Here is a 17,688-nt window from a genome sequence, read left to right on the forward strand (position 1 = left end):
CAAAGAGTGAAACAATAGCTAGCGCAGCGGAAAGGTCGCCGTCGGGTTGATCGACGCCGGTACAGTCGGGCGATCGCGCCGCGTGGTATCGGGGATTTGCACATTGGCCGTGGACACTGGTTTGAACTGCACAGGCGTCACCTTGACCGATCGTGCCATCTCCAAGAAGTTGCGAATGTCGCCCCACTTGTAGCGACTGTTCTCTAACTTATCGCGCCAGTAGTCACCATAGCGAGGGGTCACCAGATTAAAGGGGCGATCTTTATAGCGACGACGCTGGTAGGGCACGGTGTTATCGCCAAAGTTTTGCGTATATTCGTCACTGTCTACAAGGGTATCGACAAATTTCTGCCAACCGTCGGTGGCAATGCGAATGGACCACGCCAGTTCTTCATCTTTGTTGTAAGGGGCACGCCCAAGGAGCCGCTTCAGGGCAATTTCCACCAAGCGATAGTTGGAGTTCGTCTCCACCACCAAGCGACGGAATGTCTCCGATTTGGCCAAGCCGCGAATAAAATCCCGTACCGAAATGGCACGATTGGCTAGTTGGGACTCCAAATGGGGCTGGCGGGTACTCTTGAGGACAACGTGTTCACTAAACACTTGGCGATAGGCTGCCCAAATCAGTTCATCAATATCCGACTGATCCACTGCATCCTCAAGGGAATAGCGCCAAGGGGTGTCTTCATTGGGCACTTCATAGCCCGGTACCCGCTGATTTTGGGAACTAGGGGCATAGCTCAGCAAGGGAATCGTCATGGCTTACACCTTTGGTTGAGAGGGCAAATAACGATAGGGCAACGCAACGGGCACAGGTTTGACCGGTGTCGGCGGCAAATCCCGCTCTTGGGCGGTGTTGGGAACCGTCACCAAACTGGAGGTGGCCCGTGCCACATGGCGTTGAGTATCGAGGGTAGGCACCACAATTGAACGCGCCATAGAGAGGAAGTTGGCTGGAATCGCGCCGCGGATAATTTGCTTGTCCAGTGGCCCTGCGGTGTAGTAGCGCACTTGATAGTAAGAACGACCACTCAGGGACATTTCCTTGTTGCGCCAGTAGTCGCTGTAGCGGGGATTAACGAGGTTAAAAGGACGCGCCATGCGCCGCCGCCGTTGGTAGGGGACAATATCGGCACCAAAGTTTTGCTGGTACTCGTCGCTGTCCACCAAGGCATCAATAAATCCTTCTAGGCCACGGGTGGCTAAAATAATTGACCAAGCAATCTGCTCCTGCTGGCCATAGGTGGGGCGGCCAAGGAATCGCTTGAAGGAGACATCCACGAGGCGGTAATTGGAATTGACGGCTGCCACTTGCTCGCGATAGACCTCGGACTTACCCAAGCCACGGATAAAATCCTGTACGGAAATGGCACGATTGCGCAGTTGGGATTCTAGGAAGGGCTGACGGTAGGAGGCCAAAATCAGGTGCTCGCTGAAAATTTGGCGATAGGCTGCCCAAATCAGGGCATCCACGTCTGCGGCATCGGTGGCATCGGTGAGGCGGTAGATGACGGGATCATCCTCGGCGGGGACTTCATAACTGACCACCCGCTGGTCAAGGGTTCTGGGCTTCACAGCCAGCAAGGGTAACGACATAACTTTCCAATCCTTTTAGGTGTGCATGGACAGAGAGTCCCTCTGGAGGGCAAGTTGACAACGGGAACGCACAACAATGTCGGGGTCGCGATCGCTCAAATGATTGAGGAGGAAACGCACCGCTTCCCGAAGGGCACGAGCAGCCGCCTGCTGATGCAGATGATCGAGGGCAACACCCACGGCATAGCGAACCGCCCAATCCGCTGCTTCACTGTTGCGTTGAAGAACTGTGAGTGCTTCCCTTAATTGAGCCTCTCTTGCCGTCTCTTCAGGGATTAACTGCCAGCGGAGCGTTCCTAAGGCCTTTGTGGCGGCGCGACGAACACTGGGGGCAAAATCCGACTGCGCGGCAGCCAATAAGACCCGTAGGGCGGCAGGATGACCAATGCTTCCCAAAACTCGCACCCCATAGGCACGGGCACCGTAGTTGTATCCATCCAACTGTGCCAACAGCGGCTCCACGACAGCATCCCCAAGGGCAATGAGGCCTGCCACAGCGGCTTGGGCAGCAGCGGGGTTGTTGTACCCCAAAACCGCAATCAGCGTGGGAATGGCAGCGGTGTCTTTTTGCTGGGCAAGCTGAACCACCGCCTCGCATAGGGCAGGAGCAGAGGTGGCGGTCTCAACGGCATGGATATAGGGATGGAGATCACTCACAGCAGTTGATCCAATCCTTGAAAGAGGGAGAGGGTCTGTTCGGCTGGGGCGGCCTGCCGCAGTTGCTGGCTGAGGATGCCGTGGAGGGCAATGAGCTTGAAGCTCGCTTCAACACCCGCCTGCAAAATAGCCTCTGCTGCGGGTAGATAGCCCATCGCTCCCAAATCCAGAAGCGCTGTCCGCCGCAGTTGCACATCCTCACTGTTGAGAGCCGCCAGCAGGCGATCGCCATACTCGGCCGCTCCCGTGAGCTGAAAAAGTGCCCGCGCAGCGGCAAATTGGACTCGCGGCATTTCATGGGCCAAGAATGGCTCAATCAGGGCAATGGCTTCAGTGGCACCAAGGTGACCCAAGCTTTCAATCACAGCTTCCACCGGCTGCACCAGATGCGGGCGCCCGGGGACGAGCCGCGCCATTGCCACACCCCCTTCTAGGAGCGATTGCAGGGGCGCGATCGCTTGGGGATCTCCCAACTGACCAAGGGCAATGGCCGCCGCCTCACGGACATAAAAATCCTCGCAGCGCAAGCACTCAATTAACGCCGGTACGGCTTGGCGATCGCCCAACTTGCCCAAGGCACGGGCGGCATTTCGTCGCAGAGGGTAGCCCCCCAATTCTGTGCGATCGGCCTCATCGGCTAAAGCCATCATCAAAGCGCTGACAATGGCCTGCCGCTCCGCTGCCGTTGCCGTTTCTAGGCCAAACTTCCCCAGCCACCACGCCGCATAGTAGCGGAGACTGGTATCCGTCCCCTGAAGCTGCGCCAGCATTTGGGGAACCGTCAGTTGTACCGGTTCAGAGACCGCCGTCATTCCCTCTCCAGACCTCAGCCAATTAGGAGGCGACGACGGGGGTAATGGAAACGATTTTGCCCCCCATGCGGGTAATGCGCTGCATCTCTTCATTCATGCGGCTATAGGGCACCGTAATAAAGGTGCTACCGCTGCGCCGAATCGGAAACCCCATTTTGTCAGTTTCTTCGTTTTGACGCAGACCCACAACCTCGTAGCGGAAAACGCGAGCGCCGGAGGGGCTAAGGGCAGCACTTCCAGACGCAGTTTGACCAAACATGACACCTGACTCCCAATCTCAAAAGGACGCTAAACAAACATTCCTAGGCAGGATTGACACTGACAATGCGAGCACCCGTGCGCTGAAGCTGCTGCATTTTGCTCGACAGTTGCTCATAGGGCACCAAGAAGGCGGTACTGCTGCGGCGCACCCCCGGATAGCCCGGTTGGCGAATGCCCGCCACTTCAATGCGATAGACGCGGCCACTTTCACCAAAGGAACCACCCAAGCAAGCCCGTGGGGGCACATCGGCACTGGGGGTGTAGTAGGCAAAGGCCGTATCGCTACTCGAAGGCGGCACCACCGTATTGGGACTGTTGGTAGCCAGATCCCGCGCTAAACGGGACATGCTGCCTTCTGCTTGGGCGCGATCGCTATTGGCATAGCCACGATAGAGACGGAACATGCGGTTAAAGCCCACTGTTTTCTGACCCGGCTGGCTATTAAAGCCACGGTAATAGGGCACGACCCAATCCCCAAAGCTATCGGTGTATTCGGGGGAATCAATGTAGGAGTCAATGTCGGCATCAAAGCCCTCATTTTCGTAGAGATCCAAATGGAAGATTACTTCCGACTCGTCGTAGGGTGCCCGCCCCAACAAATGCTTATAGTTCAGTTCAATGACACGGGTTTGAAAATTGCCGTAGAGAAACTTCTCTTTGTATAGTTCCGACTTGGCCACTGCGCGCACAAACTCCCGCACGGTAATTTTGCCATTGCGCAACAGTGACTCCGCACTCACCAAACGCTCCGATGCCATGACATAGTCATTGCCCAAGACCTGACGGTAAACGGCACGGATGACAGTCTCTAGATCTTCCTCGCTCCAGTTGGCACGCAGCTCCACCCGCGGAGCATCACTGAAGGCGGAGGTACCCAAGCGCGAAGCAGCAGCAGTAATAGCCACGGTACAAACTCCTAAATATCGAGGGTACAAACAAGCCCGGTGTTGTAAACAAAGGGTCAGCCCAACGCCGACAACATCTGCTTACCTCACCGGGCAATGAAGGGAAACGCCTATTAGCTGAGGGCGTTAATGGCGTAGTCGATGTAGGCGTTGGCTTCCACCGCAGCTTGGCCCGTCAAGCCATGATTGGCTTTGATGTATTTCAGAGCTTCCACATACCAGCTTGGGGAGAGATCAAACGTGCTGTTGATTTCAGACAAGCCAGCGATGAGGTACTCATCCATGGGACCAGTGCCACCGGCAACGAGGCAGTAGGTCACCATCCGCAGGTAGTAGCCGATGTCACGGGCGCACTTGGCTTTGCCTTCGGGGGTCGAGGCATATTGAGAGCCTTGCATGGTGGTGGTGTAGGGGAATTTTTGGTACACCGCTTGGGCTGCGCCGTCAATCAGACTCTGAGCATTGTTGGTCAGGGCGCGAGCAGCTTCCATGCTGGCCACAGCGCGCTTGAAGCGACCGTCAACCGCTTGCAGCTCGGTGTTGCTAAGGAAACGACCTTGGGTATCGGCGGCGGCAATGGCTTCAGTAATCGGCGTTTTCATGGATAAAATATCTCCCTAAAAAATGTGCGTGTTCAGAACGGTCAAAGTTACAAGACGGTAGCTGTGTCTTAGGCAACGGCGGCAGCGGCACGATCAAAGTAGCCAGCAATCTCGGACATCAGGGCGCTGCAATCGCCAGGGGTGATGCCATTGGGATCATTGGCGATCGCGATCGCGGCATCTTTCATTTTTTGGATAGCCACAGCCACGGAGGAGCCGGGGGTACCAAGGGCTTGGTAGGTTTCCCGCAGACCGTTCAAGCAGCGATCATCGAGGACGCTGGAGTCACCGGCCAAAATGGCGTAGGTCACATAGCGCAAGATGATTTCCATGTCGCGCAGGCAAGCAGCCATACGACGGTTGGTGTAAGCATTCCCACCGGGTTGGATCAGTTGGGGTTGCTCTGCAAAGAGGGCACGAGCAGCGTTAGCAACGATCGTGGAGGCATTGCTGGTGATGCGGTTGACGGCATCCAGACGCTTGTTGCCTTCTTTCACCAAGTTGGACAGGGCATCGAACTGGGCGTTGGTGAGGAATTCACCGCGGGCATCGGCCTGAGCGACAACTTTGGCAAATGCATCTAGCATGGATCAATTCTCCTTAAAGGTTGTTAAAGAAGTTAGAACTTCTTGACATTCCTGCCCCTAGCGGGATTGCAGGATTTTTATGGTGTTTTTGTGTCAACCCATAAAGGCTGTGTCAAGCAACCTTAGAGCGACCAAGCTGATCCTTGGTGTGGATATGTCAGGTCACGAACACCACAGTGGTGGGTGCCGGAAAGGTCGAATAACAGCCTGTGTTTCCCTAGGTGAGGTCAACAACCGTGCTGTTAAACCCTTCAGGTATTTCTTATACAATGCAGTGGGAAACCTGTTTCGCCGTAGTTATTAATTTGTAAAATACTTTTGTGAGATAAATTAAGCTTCCCGCGATCGCCATAAAATTGGTGCGATTTGTCCTAAGTTTTTCCTAAGTTTCGTGAAGTTTCTTTAACATTATTCTCAGGAAGTTACGATCCACATGAGTGAACCGTTGCAATTTAGCTTATTTGACACCCCCACCGAGGCCGAACCTGCACCAGCGACGCCCCTTGATGCTGCCACCTACGATCAAATTCCACTGCGGGCTGAGGTGCCCATTCCCGCCGGTACCTACCGCGACTTGGAGGCGCTTGCGGCGCATTGTCAGCAGTGTCAACGCTGTGGCTTAGCGGCCACCCGTACCCATGTGGTGGTCAGCCGTGGTAATCCCGCCGCCAAGCTGATGATTATTGGGGAAGGACCGGGTCAAGCGGAGGATGAAACAGGTCGCCCCTTTGTTGGCAAGGCAGGGCAGCTCCTCGATAAAATCCTTGCTTCGGTCAATCTCGATAGTGAACGGGATGCCTATATCTGCAACATTGTGAAGTGCCGCCCCCCCGGCAACCGCGTCCCAACACCCGTTGAAGCAGCAGCCTGTTTGCCCTACCTCCTAGAGCAGATTCGCTTGGTGAATCCCCGCATTATTTTGCTGGCGGGGGCAACGGCTGTCTCTGGATTGCTGAAAGATAATCGCGGCATTACCAAAATTCGTGGCCAGTGGATTGAATGGCAGGGACGCTGGTGTATGCCGATTTTTCATCCTGCTTATCTGTTGCGAAATAACTCGCGGGAGCCGGGCAGTCCCAAGTGGCTAACGTGGCAGGATATGCAAGCCGTGCGCGATCGCCTGCGCCAACTCGATGCTTAGATTACTCCTGACGGTGGGGATGTTCCTGCAAATAGCGTAGCCAAAGCTCCGAAAGTTCCCGCGCCTGTTGCTCCTTTTCGCCAACAATGTGGTACATTCGCCGCGGCCGACCGCGACCTTCCACCTTCTTCCAATAACCATCAATAATTCCCTCATCCTCGAGGAATTTGAGGGCGCTGTAAAGAACCGTATCAGAAAGGCGGTAAAGAGGATATTCGTTTTCAATGGCTTGAATCAGCGCCGTGCCATAGGAGTCCCCCTTTTCCACAAGGGTATAGAGCACATAGCACACCGCAACTTCCTTGCTCAGGTAAACAGGCGGTGGCTGGCGGAAAAAGGTGTAGATATCTTCCAGTTTCATAACCTTATCCTCAGCAATGGGCTACTGCTGATCCATTGACTCCCCAAAATTCCTCAGATCATGGAAGCGTCTGAATTCAACTCTGTTGCTCCAAACGATAGAAAACACAAATACTCCCCCCTTAATATCAGCACTTGCCTCTAGCCTCATATAGCGCATGAAAGTCACTAAGTATTTATCACTACCAAGACTACAATATTGTTTTACAACCCTTTCCTGAAATATAGGAGAAACAGTCTTCTCCCGTATCGGCTTTCACGATTTTAAGCGTGGGCCATCCTTGGGCAAAGGGCTATACTTCTGATTTTAGGAAGTCTGAGAGAAAAGTGTTCCTTGCATCATAATTCCGCAGTTGGCAAAAATCAAGTCATTGGCTTGTTGCAAATTGATTTCAAGGGGCATCAGGGGCAAGATTTCTTAACAAAAATTCACGATAAATCTGCCAGCGGCGGCCATTGTGCACCAGCAGTGTGAGGTGGGATACCCAACAGCGAGCCGCAAAGGATTGTGCTTGAAAGTCTGCCCAAGCGTGGCGAAAGTTGTCCTTGGTTAAATCACGAAAGGCGATCGTCATGTGGGGGGTAAAAGGGTGCCGCCGGGTGAAGGGAAGGTTCAAGGGTTGAGCTACGCTCTTAACTAAGTTGGCTTGGAGCATTTTCAGATCTGGGGTGGCGGCAACATGAATGTAAATGACCCGCGGCGGAAAGGCAGCAAAGCCATTGAGAATCAATTCCACTGGAGCAGCTTGGCGGGAAAAGGTTTCTAGGGCTTGCTCTAGATCTGCTACTGCTACATGTGGCCACCAAAAGGGGGGATAGAGGGTGACGTGGGGTGGGGAGCGTAGTGCTGCTTGGGTTTGGTAGCGATCGCAACAATACTGCTTGAGGCGGGTGACTTCCGCCTGAATGTCAGCATTGGGCAACAAAGCAATAAAGTAATGCCGCCGGTTCATTAGCGCTGTGCCACAACGGTCCAATGGCGATCGGAGGTGAGGGTGGCTTGCCACTGCTGCGGCGGCTGCGGCAAGGTTTTGAACAGATCCCCCATTTCCGTTAAGGTCAGTGCCGCATGGAGCGAATCGGCAAACAGTTGCCGTTGCTGGGGCGGGTCTTGACCCGCATATTGCTCAACCAAGGCTTGCAGTTCGGCCAATGTTTCTGGGCGATAAAGGTCACGGATAAACAACGTCCCTTGGGGACGCAGCACCCGCAGCATTTCGCCAAGGGCAGGCCGCGGATCCGCTAGGTGATGGATCAAGCTATTACTGATCACAACATCAAAACTCGCGTCGGCAAAGGGCAAGGCTTTGGCATCCCCTTGAATAAAGTTTAATTGCGGACTGTGGTGGCGGGCGATCGCCAGCATGGCTGGACTGAGGTCAATCCCTGTTAGTTGCCAATGGGGATAGCGTTGATGCAGCATTTGCAGAATCCGCCCGTTCCCTGTACCCACATCTAAGACTTTTAGAGGTTGCTCAACATTGGGTAAGACTGCGGCTAAATCTTCACAGAAGACGGCATTAACGGCAGTAAAATCCATGGCGTCATAGGCGGCAGCCGTTTCTGGCGTTTCCATGACCTCAGGTTCAAGAATGCGTTGCAGCGGCATAGGCTATAGACCCGTCGCCGATCGCCCCTGCTTGGGTAAGCGCACAAACACAAAGTAGCTCAGATAGAGCATATAGATGACAAGGGCAACGGCGGCAAAGAAGCCAAGGGTACCGGCGCGGGCTTGGGCATGGAAAATATCTTTGAACATCAGGGGCGGCTCGAGCCAGACTTGGCAACTGGGGGTCTGAACGGCACCAGCGACAAACGCACAGGGCAAATAAAAGGCCTGACCAATGGCGGCAAGGGTACAGTAGAGCGTGATTGCCCAACGCCAGCTACTAAAGACCTGACCAATCAAATCTTGGCGATCGCTAATTTCCTCATTGAGATCCACCCAAAACCAGAGGCTAATGGGAATCAGCACCAAGGCCATAAATCCGGTGACGTAGGCCACTGGCCACTGCGGCATCATCAGGTACACCGTAATCGCCAATAGACTGGCCACCCGCCAATAGATAATCAGCAGTTGGGTAATCGCTGGCACATTTTTAACCGTTGACCACAGCAACAGGATCAAGGGAATAATTACAGTAAAGAGCACCGCAAGGCGGTAGTCCATCCACACGAGCGAGCGCAGAAGTTCCAAGGACATGGCAGGCCACAGACCCAAGTGCAACGGTTCTATTATTAGGGATCGCCTTCCCAAGGCACAAGGCTAGAGCGATCGCACGCGTTCATACCAACGCATCAGAATGGCTGCTAACTTTTGCGAATCATGGCGCACGGTTGGCGTGGATTCGTCCATCACATCAGCAAGGATCAGCCGACAGTTTTGGCGGGTCAGGGCTTCCCGATCAATAGCCACAGCGGTACTTCCCTGCTGCGCATAGCGTTCAAGGTGAGCAGCACTGGGGGGATATTTTTGCACCAGCACTGCATCAAACAGGCGATCGCCCGTGACCGCATCAAGAGCACGCACATGATCACTCACAGCATAGCCATCGGTTTCCCCCGGCTGCGTCATAATGTTGCAGACGTAAACACAGGGGCACTGCCGCTCCGCTAGGGCTTGGGCAATCTCAGGCACCAAAAGATTGGGAATGATACTCGTATAGAGACTGCCGGGGCCAAGGATAATGTAGTCGGCTTCATGGAGAGCTTGAATGGCGCGGGGTAGGGCTTTGGGGGCAGGGGGAGAGCAACCAATTTCGACAATTTTGCCGCGGGCGGCTGTAATGTTGGACTCCCCATGAATGAGGCGACCATCGGCAAGGCGTGCCCAAAGGGTCATATCTGTTAGGGTGGCTGGCAACACTTGACCACGAATGGCCAAGACCGCTGAACTGGTGGCGATCGCTCGCTCCAGATCCCCCGTGATATTTGTCATCGCCGTCAGAAACAAATTGCCAAAACTGTGCCCTGCTAAGCCATCCCCCGCTTCAAAGCGATATTGAAACAGTTCAGTGACGATTTTCTCCTCATCGGCAAGAGCCGCCAAGCAGTTGCGAATATCCCCCGGTGGCAACACCCCAATTTCCCGCCGCAGTCGTCCGGATGAGCCGCCATCATCGGCCATCGTCACAATGGCAGTGATATTGGAACTATAGAGCTTGAGTCCCCGCAAGAGGGTGGAGAGACCAGTTCCCCCCCCAATAGCAACAATTCTTGGCCCCCTGCCTAGCCGCCGATGGATGAGCAGCCGCTCCACCAAGGCCTTGTCGTCTTCTGGCAACAGGACTTCCGTAATCGAGCCAAGGGTGCGGGCATAGCCCCAAGCAATCAGTGCCAACCCCCCAAGCAGCAGTAAAGGGCCACTGATGTAGCTGGGCACAAAACGGGCAATACTTTGAACAAACTGCTCTAGAAATTGCAGGAAGTAAAAAATGGGGGTGAGGTTGATGCTAATGGCAAAGCCCAGACTAGCCAGCAAAACGCCAACTGCACTAATTAGGAGCCATCGTTTCACCAGTAGCCCAGGGAGCAACCATTGGGACCACAAACGGATTTTACGACGGGCTGGCCGTAGCTTCGCTGAGAGTGGTTGAGCCTTATTCGCTCTCCTCATCCGCACCAATACCCAAATAGGTTTTGCTCAGATAGCGGGCTAGGCGCTGCAGAGGATTGGCCACTTGTTTTTTGTGTTCGGCATGATTACTGTTAATGGGAACACCTAAAATCCCGGAAAATTCATCATCGCTAATTTCCCCTGCTTGGTGCTGAGCAAAGGAATCAACCACTTGAATGAGTTCATCGGTGGAAAATTCAAAACCATGTTGACTGGCAAAATCCACCACCTTAGGCGCCATCTCTCCTCGCAGGGCAGCGAGTTCCTCAGCATCTAGTTCGGCAGCGCCGCTGATATTGCCATCCCCTACCCCCAGAAGGTTCTCCAGTTCATCTCGTAGTTGGGTATCTTCAGCGGTCTTTTGCATGAACGCTAACACCTGTGCCGTCGCCATAGGCTTCCTTCCTTCGGTCAGTAAATTTTCTGCACGAACCGATTGGATTATAGCATTCTCTGCTGAGAGTATTTTTAGGCAACAGTTCTTAAGAAGGGCACCTCAACCACTTGAGCAATGATGCCCTCTGGGGTGTGCAAGGTTAACCCGGCACCGCCCACTTTGGTGCGCACATAGCCTAGACCAAAGGCACCCCCATTTAGGGGCGTACAACTGGTGAGCAGACCCACTTTTTCCCCTTCCAAAAGTAGGGGAGTTGGGGCGGGAACAACGGCACTCAATTCCAGTCCCCAGAGATGTTGTTTGACCCCTTGGTAGGTGTTGAGGCGGGCGATCGTCTCTTGGCCAATGTAGCAGCCCTTATTGAAAGAAATCGTATGCCCCAGTCGGGCTTCGAGGGGGTTATAGTCTTCGGTGAGTTCAGCGTCGGCAGCGGGTCGCCCTTGGCGGATGCGTAGGTGTTCCCAGTCGGTATCATTCAGTTGGAGATGGGCATTGAGGAGATCTGTGAGGGGGCGATCGCTCCAAAGGGTCAAGCCCGGAATCGCTAAGCCACTGGTGGCAGCAATGGTTATGGGAGCGTTTTCGTAGGTGAGAGTCACATGAGCGTAGGGCTGGGAAAACGGTTGCAGACCCAATTGGTCAGCGATCTGATCCGAAACGGCACCGAACACTCGGTAGCAGTAACTGTCAGAAGTGCGATCGCTCACCTGCACATCGTCGCCAAAGAAGATGTACTTATCGAGCCATTTCAAGAGAAACTCGCGGCGCTGCGGTGACACCAGTAGATCCACCCACTCCATATGAACAAGTAGGGTGACAAGATCAAGGGTGCGCGCCGTCGAGGTCAGAAAAACCGTATCTGCCCCTTGGCCGGGTTGCAAGACAAGACAGTTATTGGAGCTTTGATTGTGCAAAAACTTTAGGCGATCGCCCCCCGTGAGGCGTAGGCGCCCCCAATGACTGCAATCATAGACTGCACCACTGGCAGAGACTGTTTCCAGTAGATCCGTCATTCTTTTACTCCTAAGAGAAGCAAGTCCCGCTCAAGGAGCGATCGCACCCCTGCAAGATTGAAGCCCGGTTGCTCAGCTAATAACTCAGCCACGTTTTTTTGACCCGTCGCAGCCGTCAGAAATTGCTGCTCAGCCTGATTGAGCTGAATCACATCATAGTGACAGTTAAAGACACAGACCCCCGGCCAACCGTCTAAGCAGGGGTGTCGCCACGGAATAGCCACCAGCAAAGCCGCATCCTCAGACCAATCGTGACGGGGCAGCGGCGGCTTGGCCAAAAAGAACTCAAAGTGGGTCATTGCCTCAGGGTCAAGGCATTCAATGAGTTGATATTGCTGGATCGGATCTAAGTGCTGTGCGCGGTGCAACAGTTCTGGCTGGCTGCCCAATAGCCGCTCCAACCGCCAAACTTGAGGGTTAGAAAAGCCAACGAATTCTAGGCCAGAGGCAGCAATGAGGTCAAAGAGGCTGGCGATCGTGTAGTCAATTTCTTGGGGATGCACGTACATGTCGGCAAAGCATTCATCCCGCTGATTTTCGAGGCTCCAGCGCTCCTGCTCACGCTTTTTCAGGCGATTGTTCTGGGGCAATGCGGCAAAGAGTTGCCGTCCAATGGCCACCCCCTCGCGATAGTTGTGGCGATCGCTCCCCTGAAGTAAGGCAATGGCCTGCTGCATCAGTTTAATTTCCCAGCGACCGTAGGCTCCATAAACAAAGATGTGCAAAATGCCGCCGGGAGCAAGAACATCGGCGAGAGCTTGAATGCCCCGCTGCGGATCCGGCAGATGGTGCAGCACGCCCACACAGTTAATCATCTGGAACCTTTGCCCCAGTTGTGCCACATCCTCTAGGCTCAGGTGGTGAAATTCGACATTGGTGGCGCCCGATCGCCGGCAGCGCTCGCGGGCAATCTCCAAAGCACCCTCACTGAGATCCAACGCAGTAATCTTTGCCTGCGGATTCAAATGGGCGAGATATTCCGTTCCTACACCAGTGCCACAGCCAGCATCGAGAATGGCAACGTCCAACTGGGAGGGATAGCGTCCTGTGCAAAAGCTATAGGCCGCCGGCCAAGACCAGCGCCAGTTGTACCCCGGTGGTGGCTCATCAAGGAGCGGTTCCGGCGGAAAAGGATAGGTATTGTACAGTTGCCGCACAGCAGCAGTAATCTCAGCCGCCGAGGTCATGATGGTTCCCCTTGAGATAAGCGTCGTAATAATTCTCGGGTGGTTGCCTCTGGGTCAGCCGCATCCATAATGGCGCGGACAACGGCCACCTGAGTCGCCCCGGCCTTGACCACCTCATCAATGTTACTGAGATCAATGCCGCCAATGGCAAACTGCGGCATCGGGGCGTGTTTGCGGGCGTATTGGAGATAGTCAAAGCCCACAGCCGCTTTACCGGGTTTGGTAGGAGTCGCAAAAATCGGCCCAACACCCACATAATCGGCACCTTCAGCAATGGCACGCTCCAGTTCTTGGGGATTGGTGGTCGAGCGTCCCACGAGGCGATCGCGCCCTAAAATTTGCCGAGCCAGTTCCATGGGAATATCCGTCTGTCCGAGGTGGACACCATCGGCATTGGCACCCACGGCAATATCCACGCGATCGTTGACCAAAAACAGGGCGCCGTAGCGTTGGCAGAGCGCTTGTAACTGGCGAGCCGTGGTTAGACGGGTGTGATCATCACTGGTTTTGTCGCGGTATTGCACAAGGGGCAGTCCCCCCTTCAAAGCAGCTTCGACGGTTTCCAGCAGGCGATCGCTGGGGGCAGTCACCAGATAGAGCTTTGCCCCTTGCAGGCGTTGCGCTCGAGCGTGGCGCGGGTTGAGGATCAAGGCTTGCTCGAGAATGTAAACGCGATAGCGGAGGGCTTTGGCGGTGTCACTCAGCTCAGTGTCCGTCAATTTCGCGTATTCTTCAATCACCCGCAGGGCTTCTTGGACACGGGCAAAGTTAGCAGTGAGCACCTCGCTGAGGGTCTGGCGATCGCGCTCCTGCGGATGACGCAAAGCAGTCCCCGGATCCTGATCCGTTTGTCGTGCCGCCCGCAACTCTGGGGTATGGTAGCGGCCAAGGGTTTGGCGCAAATCTTTACATTCTGCACTCAGGGCAGCATCTTCGCGGCCAAAGCGGCACCATTCCTCAATCACCCGCAGACCTTCGCGGGCACGGTCAAGGTTGGCATCGAGAATCCGCCGGATGCGTTGCCCCTCAAATCCGGGAGCTAAATTTTGCATAGCACGTCCGATCCCCACAGAAAAGAATCAACACAGTTCTGTTCACCGTTCATCGGCATTGTTGATAGCGCAATGAAGTTTTTGATGAGCCGTTTCAGCATTCACTCCCAGCCGTGGTTGAGTCACCTATGTTTGATCCTAATGGGTTGGGGGACGCCCGTATTGGCGGCAGAACCGATTCCCATCCCCGTGCCACCGCCAGAGGTGAATACCGTCATCCCGATTCCCGTGCCTGCCCCAGAGGTGAGTACCGCGCCAATTCCCACCCCACCGCCGCAGCAGCTTGACAACTCCCTCGAACGATTGCCGGTGCCTAGTGGCCCGATTCCGATGGGATTTGTGGGTCGCGATCGCGCGATGAATCAATTGCCGCCCCCACCAGACATTTCTGATGCAAACTTGGCAACACTAGCTCCCGTAGCCCCCAGAACGCGGTTTCGAGTCATTGTTTTGGATTTGCGGGAGGATGATCTGGCCAATCAAGAACGCCTGCGATCGCTCGTTCCCGAAGTGATACCCATTACCTTGGGTCAGCGCCGCGCCCTACAAGTGGGAAGTTTCCAAAACGAGGCCAATGCCACCGAAATGCGCGCCTTTATGGAGGTCAATGGCTTCCGCGCTGAGATTCAACGTCTGCCCTAAACGACCTCAATTGGATCAAGAACGCTGCAAAGAGGCCTAAAGAATGCCCGCTTTTTGAGGCAGTGAAGTGAACCCCCTGCCAATGCAGTCAATTTTTCATAGACTTTAGAGGATTAGGAGCAAATCGCCACAGGAGTTGAGTTGCTAAAACATTCTGAGGATACAACCGTTCCCAAAGACAATGGCAATATCAACAAGATAGATGAGCAAGACCGCGCCTTTCATGACTGGTATCGGTTTGTGCTCTCTTATCCGCCCCATCTTGTGAGGGATTATATAGAAGACTTTGGCTTGAATGCAGAGAGTGTCATCCTCGACCCCTTTTGCGGCACAGGCACAACGCTGGTTGAGTCGAAGCTGCGTGGAATCCCCTCATTGGGTACCGAAGCCAATCCATTTGCCCATTTTGCGACGTGTGTTAAGACGGATTGGGATGTTGATCCGGATTTACTCTACCGTCACTCCTGTGAGATCGCAGAATTTGCCCTTGACATCCTGCGGCAGCAAGGGATAGAGGACTCGCTGCCTTTTGAGGGGAATATTGCGGATCTACCGTTACGCCAACTCTCGCCAGAGCAACATAAACTCATCCTTACGGGGTCGATCAGCCCGATTCCCTTGCACAAGGTCTTGGTACTCCTTGACTGCTTAGAGAAATACAGAATAGAACAGGTCTATCGGCATCAACTGCTAGCGATCGCCAACATACTGGTTTTTGCCGTGAGTAATTTGCGCTTTGGCCCTGAAGTTAGTGTCGGCAAACCGAAAGTGGATGTACCAGTGATCACCCCTTGGCTGGCCAAGATTGAAGAAATGGCCGAGGATTTGCGAGTAGCAAAAGAACGGGATAGTGGTCTTGCCCATGTTTATTTGGCAGATGCACGATGCTTAGATGCAGTCTTGGCGCCACAATCAGTGGATGCAGTGATCACGTCACCGCCTTACCCCAACGAAAAGGACTACACCAGAACAACCCGCCTTGAATCGGTGGTATTGGGCTTTATCAAAACCAAGGCGGATTTACAAGTCTTTAAGAAGGGTCTGATCCGTTCCAACACCCGCAATGTGTACAAAACCGATGATGACGATCAGTGGATTCAAAACCATCCTGCAATTCAGGAGATAGCAGCTGAAATTGAACGCCGCAGAATTGAGCTGGGTAAAACGTCTGGCTTTGAGAGACGCTACAGCAGGGTAACAAAGCTCTATTTTGGTGGCATGGCGCGTCACTTGGCCGCCCTGCGATCGCGGTTGCGTCCCAATGCCCAATTGGCCTACGTCGTGGGTGATCAAGCCTCCTATTTGCGGGTGATGATTCGCACAGGTCAGTTATTGGCTGACATTGCCCAAGCCCTTGGCTATGAGGTTGTGCGCACAGATCTCTTCCGAACACGGTTTGCCAGTGCCACTAAGGAGCAACTGCGCGAAGAAGTGGTGATCCTACGCTGGAAAGGATAGTCGAGTCAGTCCAGATGGGCTGTACCTTAAGAATTACTGTAAAATAAGGCATCAACTGGCAGTACACCCACCCTATGGTTACCTCTTGGGCGAAATGGTCATTGCCGCGACCTCAACGGCACTCAGCTGTGTTGCACCACAGGCGATTGCCCAAAGGGCACGCGACGCGATCGCAACGGCTGCGCTGGAAATCCTTCGTTTTTAATCTGCTGTCTGAGCGTCTTTTGCTGGTCATCGGCGGACTGGGGGCCGGCCTTCTCCTGTGGCAAACCGATGGCCCCTTGATGGTGGCCACCCTGAGCGGTGTGGGTACGATTTTTCTCCTCAGTCGCTGGCAATGCCGACTGTTGACCCTATGGCAAGACCTGCGCCAACAGATGTCCCAATGGCTACACCATCCCTTCGCCTTTACGGTGGTCGCGGGTCTGTTGGCCTGTTTGGGCACCTATACCCTTTTGCATTTGGGTCAGCACACCGCAGATCCATGGCTCGTGGTGGCGCTTGTCATCCTCGGCATTCTTTTAGTGGCCGTCATTGCCCTGCTTGGGACGCTCATGGGGCAACTGCAACAGCAGCATCAGACCCAACAGGTGTCCCAATGGTTTGCTGACCTCACCCATCCGCAACCGCTCCATCGGCTAGTGGCCATTCGCCAGTTAGCACGTGTCCCTAGAAATACTGATTGCCGCCAGGTGCAGGAAGCCCTGTATTTGCTGCTGGGACAGGAAACGGATCCAATCGTTCGCCGTGCTGCCCTTGAGGTGCTCGATCAGCTTGACGATGCCGCCTGAGTCCCTCAACTGGCTAGAGCGATGGTGCTTGGCTCGGTTGATTCGAGCGATCGCTAGTGTCATTGGAGTTGAGCCACAGCGATTCGACTATGTTGGTTTTGTTGAAATCACACGGCAAGTGAAGCAGGGGCGATCGCCCGTGCAGCAGCAGGCTATCGTGGCCACCGTCTTTGATCGGTTAGTCCCCCCTGTCATCAGCACCTTGGTGCGCACACTCTTTCGCCCGACCCGTTGGGTCTGTGAGTGGAATGCGTGGTTTGCCACCCGCCTCACGGGCTGGTTAGTGGGAGCCAGCGATCGCTACTGGGTCGAGGTCATTCCCCCCGATCAACCCCGTCAATGGCAACACAGTGGCGTGCGCATTCAAAAATGCCGCTATCTTGCTGAATCTCAATGCGTGGCACTCTGTATCAACCTGTGCAAAAAGCCCACAGAGCAATTCTTTCGGCAGCGATTTGGCATTCCCTTGACGATGACGCCCAACTTTAGCGACTACAGTTGCGAAATGGTTTTTGGTACCCCTGCCCAGCCGATTCCTGAGCCGACGCTGCCGCCGTGTTGGGAAGATCCGAGTCAACCCCCCTGCTCCCACGTTTAAGAGCATTCCTTTC

At 54.4% G+C, this 17,688-nt stretch carries 22 protein-coding genes; 5 read left to right on the forward strand and 17 right to left on the reverse strand.

The features are described from left to right. Positions 1–18 precede the first annotated feature (18 nt). The 8 genes from M0644_RS03465 to M0644_RS03500 form a co-directional block, all read right to left on the reverse strand. Entirely contained in the window at positions 19–759 is a 741-nt protein-coding gene (locus M0644_RS03465) for a phycobilisome rod-core linker polypeptide (RefSeq protein ID WP_149818191.1), read from the reverse strand. Positions 760–762: 3 nt separating this feature from the next. Then, positions 763–1,596, reverse strand: a complete 834-nt coding sequence (locus M0644_RS03470) for a phycobilisome rod-core linker polypeptide (protein ID WP_149818193.1) — start codon at positions 1,594–1,596, stop codon at positions 763–765. Positions 1,597–1,611: 15 nt separating this feature from the next. Continuing rightward, entirely contained in the window at positions 1,612–2,253 is a 642-nt protein-coding gene (locus tag M0644_RS03475) for a HEAT repeat domain-containing protein (RefSeq protein WP_225901515.1), read from the reverse strand. Beyond that, a complete protein-coding gene (locus M0644_RS03480) occupies positions 2,250–3,065 on the reverse strand; it encodes a HEAT repeat domain-containing protein (RefSeq protein ID WP_286626597.1) in 816 nt (271 codons plus the stop codon). Before M0644_RS03480 ends, M0644_RS03475 begins: the two co-directional genes overlap by 4 nt. 22 nt (positions 3,066–3,087) lie before the next feature. Further along, a complete protein-coding gene (locus tag M0644_RS03485; RefSeq protein WP_024124994.1) occupies positions 3,088–3,324 on the reverse strand; it encodes a phycobilisome linker polypeptide in 237 nt (78 codons plus the stop codon). A 43-nt stretch (positions 3,325–3,367) separates the two neighbouring features. Beyond that, positions 3,368–4,231 (reverse strand): phycobilisome linker polypeptide, encoded by an 864-nt coding sequence (locus M0644_RS03490; protein WP_149818201.1) that lies wholly within the window; start codon positions 4,229–4,231, stop codon positions 3,368–3,370. 113 nt (positions 4,232–4,344) lie between these two features. Next, the gene (gene cpcA / locus M0644_RS03495) at positions 4,345–4,833 is read right to left on the reverse strand and encodes a phycocyanin subunit alpha (RefSeq protein WP_149818203.1); all 489 of its coding nucleotides are present in this window, start codon (positions 4,831–4,833) and stop codon (positions 4,345–4,347) included. 68 nt (positions 4,834–4,901) lie between these two features. Further along, positions 4,902–5,420 carry a phycocyanin subunit beta gene (locus M0644_RS03500; RefSeq protein WP_011057792.1) on the reverse strand — a complete coding sequence of 173 codons (519 nt, stop codon included), beginning with the start codon at positions 5,418–5,420 and terminating at the stop codon, positions 4,902–4,904. A gap of 433 nt (positions 5,421–5,853) precedes the next feature. Here M0644_RS03500 and M0644_RS03505 point away from each other — a divergent pair, with 433 nt between their 5' ends. Next, complete coding sequence (locus tag M0644_RS03505; protein WP_149818205.1) at positions 5,854–6,561, forward strand: uracil-DNA glycosylase family protein; 708 nt, start codon at positions 5,854–5,856, stop codon at positions 6,559–6,561. A gap of 1 nt (position 6,562) precedes the next feature. On the opposite strand, the gene M0644_RS03510 is transcribed toward M0644_RS03505, so the two are convergent. The 9 genes from M0644_RS03510 to M0644_RS03550 all read right to left on the reverse strand — a co-directional run bounded on the left by M0644_RS03510 (position 6,563) and on the right by M0644_RS03550 (position 14,186). Further along, on the reverse strand, positions 6,563–6,922 hold the full coding sequence (locus M0644_RS03510) for a PadR family transcriptional regulator (protein WP_149818207.1): 360 nt from the start codon (positions 6,920–6,922) through the stop codon (positions 6,563–6,565). A 391-nt stretch (positions 6,923–7,313) separates the two neighbouring features. Beyond that, positions 7,314–7,874, reverse strand: a complete 561-nt coding sequence (locus M0644_RS03515) for a 2'-5' RNA ligase family protein (protein ID WP_286626599.1) — start codon at positions 7,872–7,874, stop codon at positions 7,314–7,316. Further along, the gene (locus M0644_RS03520; protein WP_286626600.1) at positions 7,874–8,530 is read right to left on the reverse strand and encodes a class I SAM-dependent methyltransferase; all 657 of its coding nucleotides are present in this window, start codon (positions 8,528–8,530) and stop codon (positions 7,874–7,876) included. Before M0644_RS03520 ends, M0644_RS03515 begins: the two co-directional genes overlap by 1 nt. A 3-nt stretch (positions 8,531–8,533) precedes the next feature. Next, a complete protein-coding gene (locus M0644_RS03525) occupies positions 8,534–9,124 on the reverse strand; it encodes a DUF3177 family protein (RefSeq protein ID WP_286626601.1) in 591 nt (196 codons plus the stop codon). A gap of 63 nt (positions 9,125–9,187) precedes the next feature. Further along, the gene (locus M0644_RS03530) at positions 9,188–10,537 is read right to left on the reverse strand and encodes a YvcK family protein (RefSeq protein WP_315863008.1); all 1,350 of its coding nucleotides are present in this window, start codon (positions 10,535–10,537) and stop codon (positions 9,188–9,190) included. Then, positions 10,521–10,931 (reverse strand): hypothetical protein, encoded by a 411-nt coding sequence (locus M0644_RS03535; protein ID WP_286626602.1) that lies wholly within the window; start codon positions 10,929–10,931, stop codon positions 10,521–10,523. The genes M0644_RS03530 and M0644_RS03535 overlap by 17 nt, the downstream gene beginning before the upstream one ends. A gap of 74 nt (positions 10,932–11,005) precedes the next feature. Continuing rightward, complete coding sequence (locus M0644_RS03540; RefSeq protein ID WP_286626603.1) at positions 11,006–11,947, reverse strand: folate-binding protein YgfZ; 942 nt, start codon at positions 11,945–11,947, stop codon at positions 11,006–11,008. Continuing rightward, the gene (locus tag M0644_RS03545; protein WP_286626604.1) at positions 11,944–13,134 is read right to left on the reverse strand and encodes a bifunctional 2-polyprenyl-6-hydroxyphenol methylase/3-demethylubiquinol 3-O-methyltransferase UbiG; all 1,191 of its coding nucleotides are present in this window, start codon (positions 13,132–13,134) and stop codon (positions 11,944–11,946) included. The genes M0644_RS03540 and M0644_RS03545 overlap by 4 nt, the downstream gene beginning before the upstream one ends. Next, the gene (locus M0644_RS03550; RefSeq protein WP_286626605.1) at positions 13,131–14,186 is read right to left on the reverse strand and encodes a thiamine phosphate synthase; all 1,056 of its coding nucleotides are present in this window, start codon (positions 14,184–14,186) and stop codon (positions 13,131–13,133) included. Before M0644_RS03550 ends, M0644_RS03545 begins: the two co-directional genes overlap by 4 nt. An 84-nt stretch (positions 14,187–14,270) precedes the next feature. Between M0644_RS03550 and M0644_RS03555 the strand changes: the two genes are divergently transcribed. The 4 genes from M0644_RS03555 to M0644_RS03570 all read left to right on the forward strand — a co-directional run bounded on the left by M0644_RS03555 (position 14,271) and on the right by M0644_RS03570 (position 17,675). Then, entirely contained in the window at positions 14,271–14,828 is a 558-nt protein-coding gene (locus M0644_RS03555; protein ID WP_190278198.1) for an SPOR domain-containing protein, read from the forward strand. 141 nt (positions 14,829–14,969) lie between these two features. Continuing rightward, on the forward strand, positions 14,970–16,286 hold the full coding sequence (locus tag M0644_RS03560) for a DNA methyltransferase (protein ID WP_286626606.1): 1,317 nt from the start codon (positions 14,970–14,972) through the stop codon (positions 16,284–16,286). A 74-nt stretch (positions 16,287–16,360) separates the two neighbouring features. Further along, positions 16,361–17,077, forward strand: coding sequence for a hypothetical protein (locus tag M0644_RS03565; protein WP_286626607.1), 717 nt, complete (start codon positions 16,361–16,363; stop codon positions 17,075–17,077). Next, positions 17,067–17,675: a DUF4033 domain-containing protein gene (locus M0644_RS03570; protein ID WP_226972039.1), complete on the forward strand. Its 609-nt coding sequence runs from the start codon at positions 17,067–17,069 to the stop codon at positions 17,673–17,675. The genes M0644_RS03565 and M0644_RS03570 overlap by 11 nt, the downstream gene beginning before the upstream one ends. Positions 17,676–17,688: the final 13 nt, after the last annotated feature.

The sequence above is a fragment of the Thermosynechococcus sp. B1 genome (genome assembly GCF_030322985.1).
Classification (GTDB): domain Bacteria; phylum Cyanobacteriota; class Cyanobacteriia; order Thermosynechococcales; family Thermosynechococcaceae; genus Thermosynechococcus.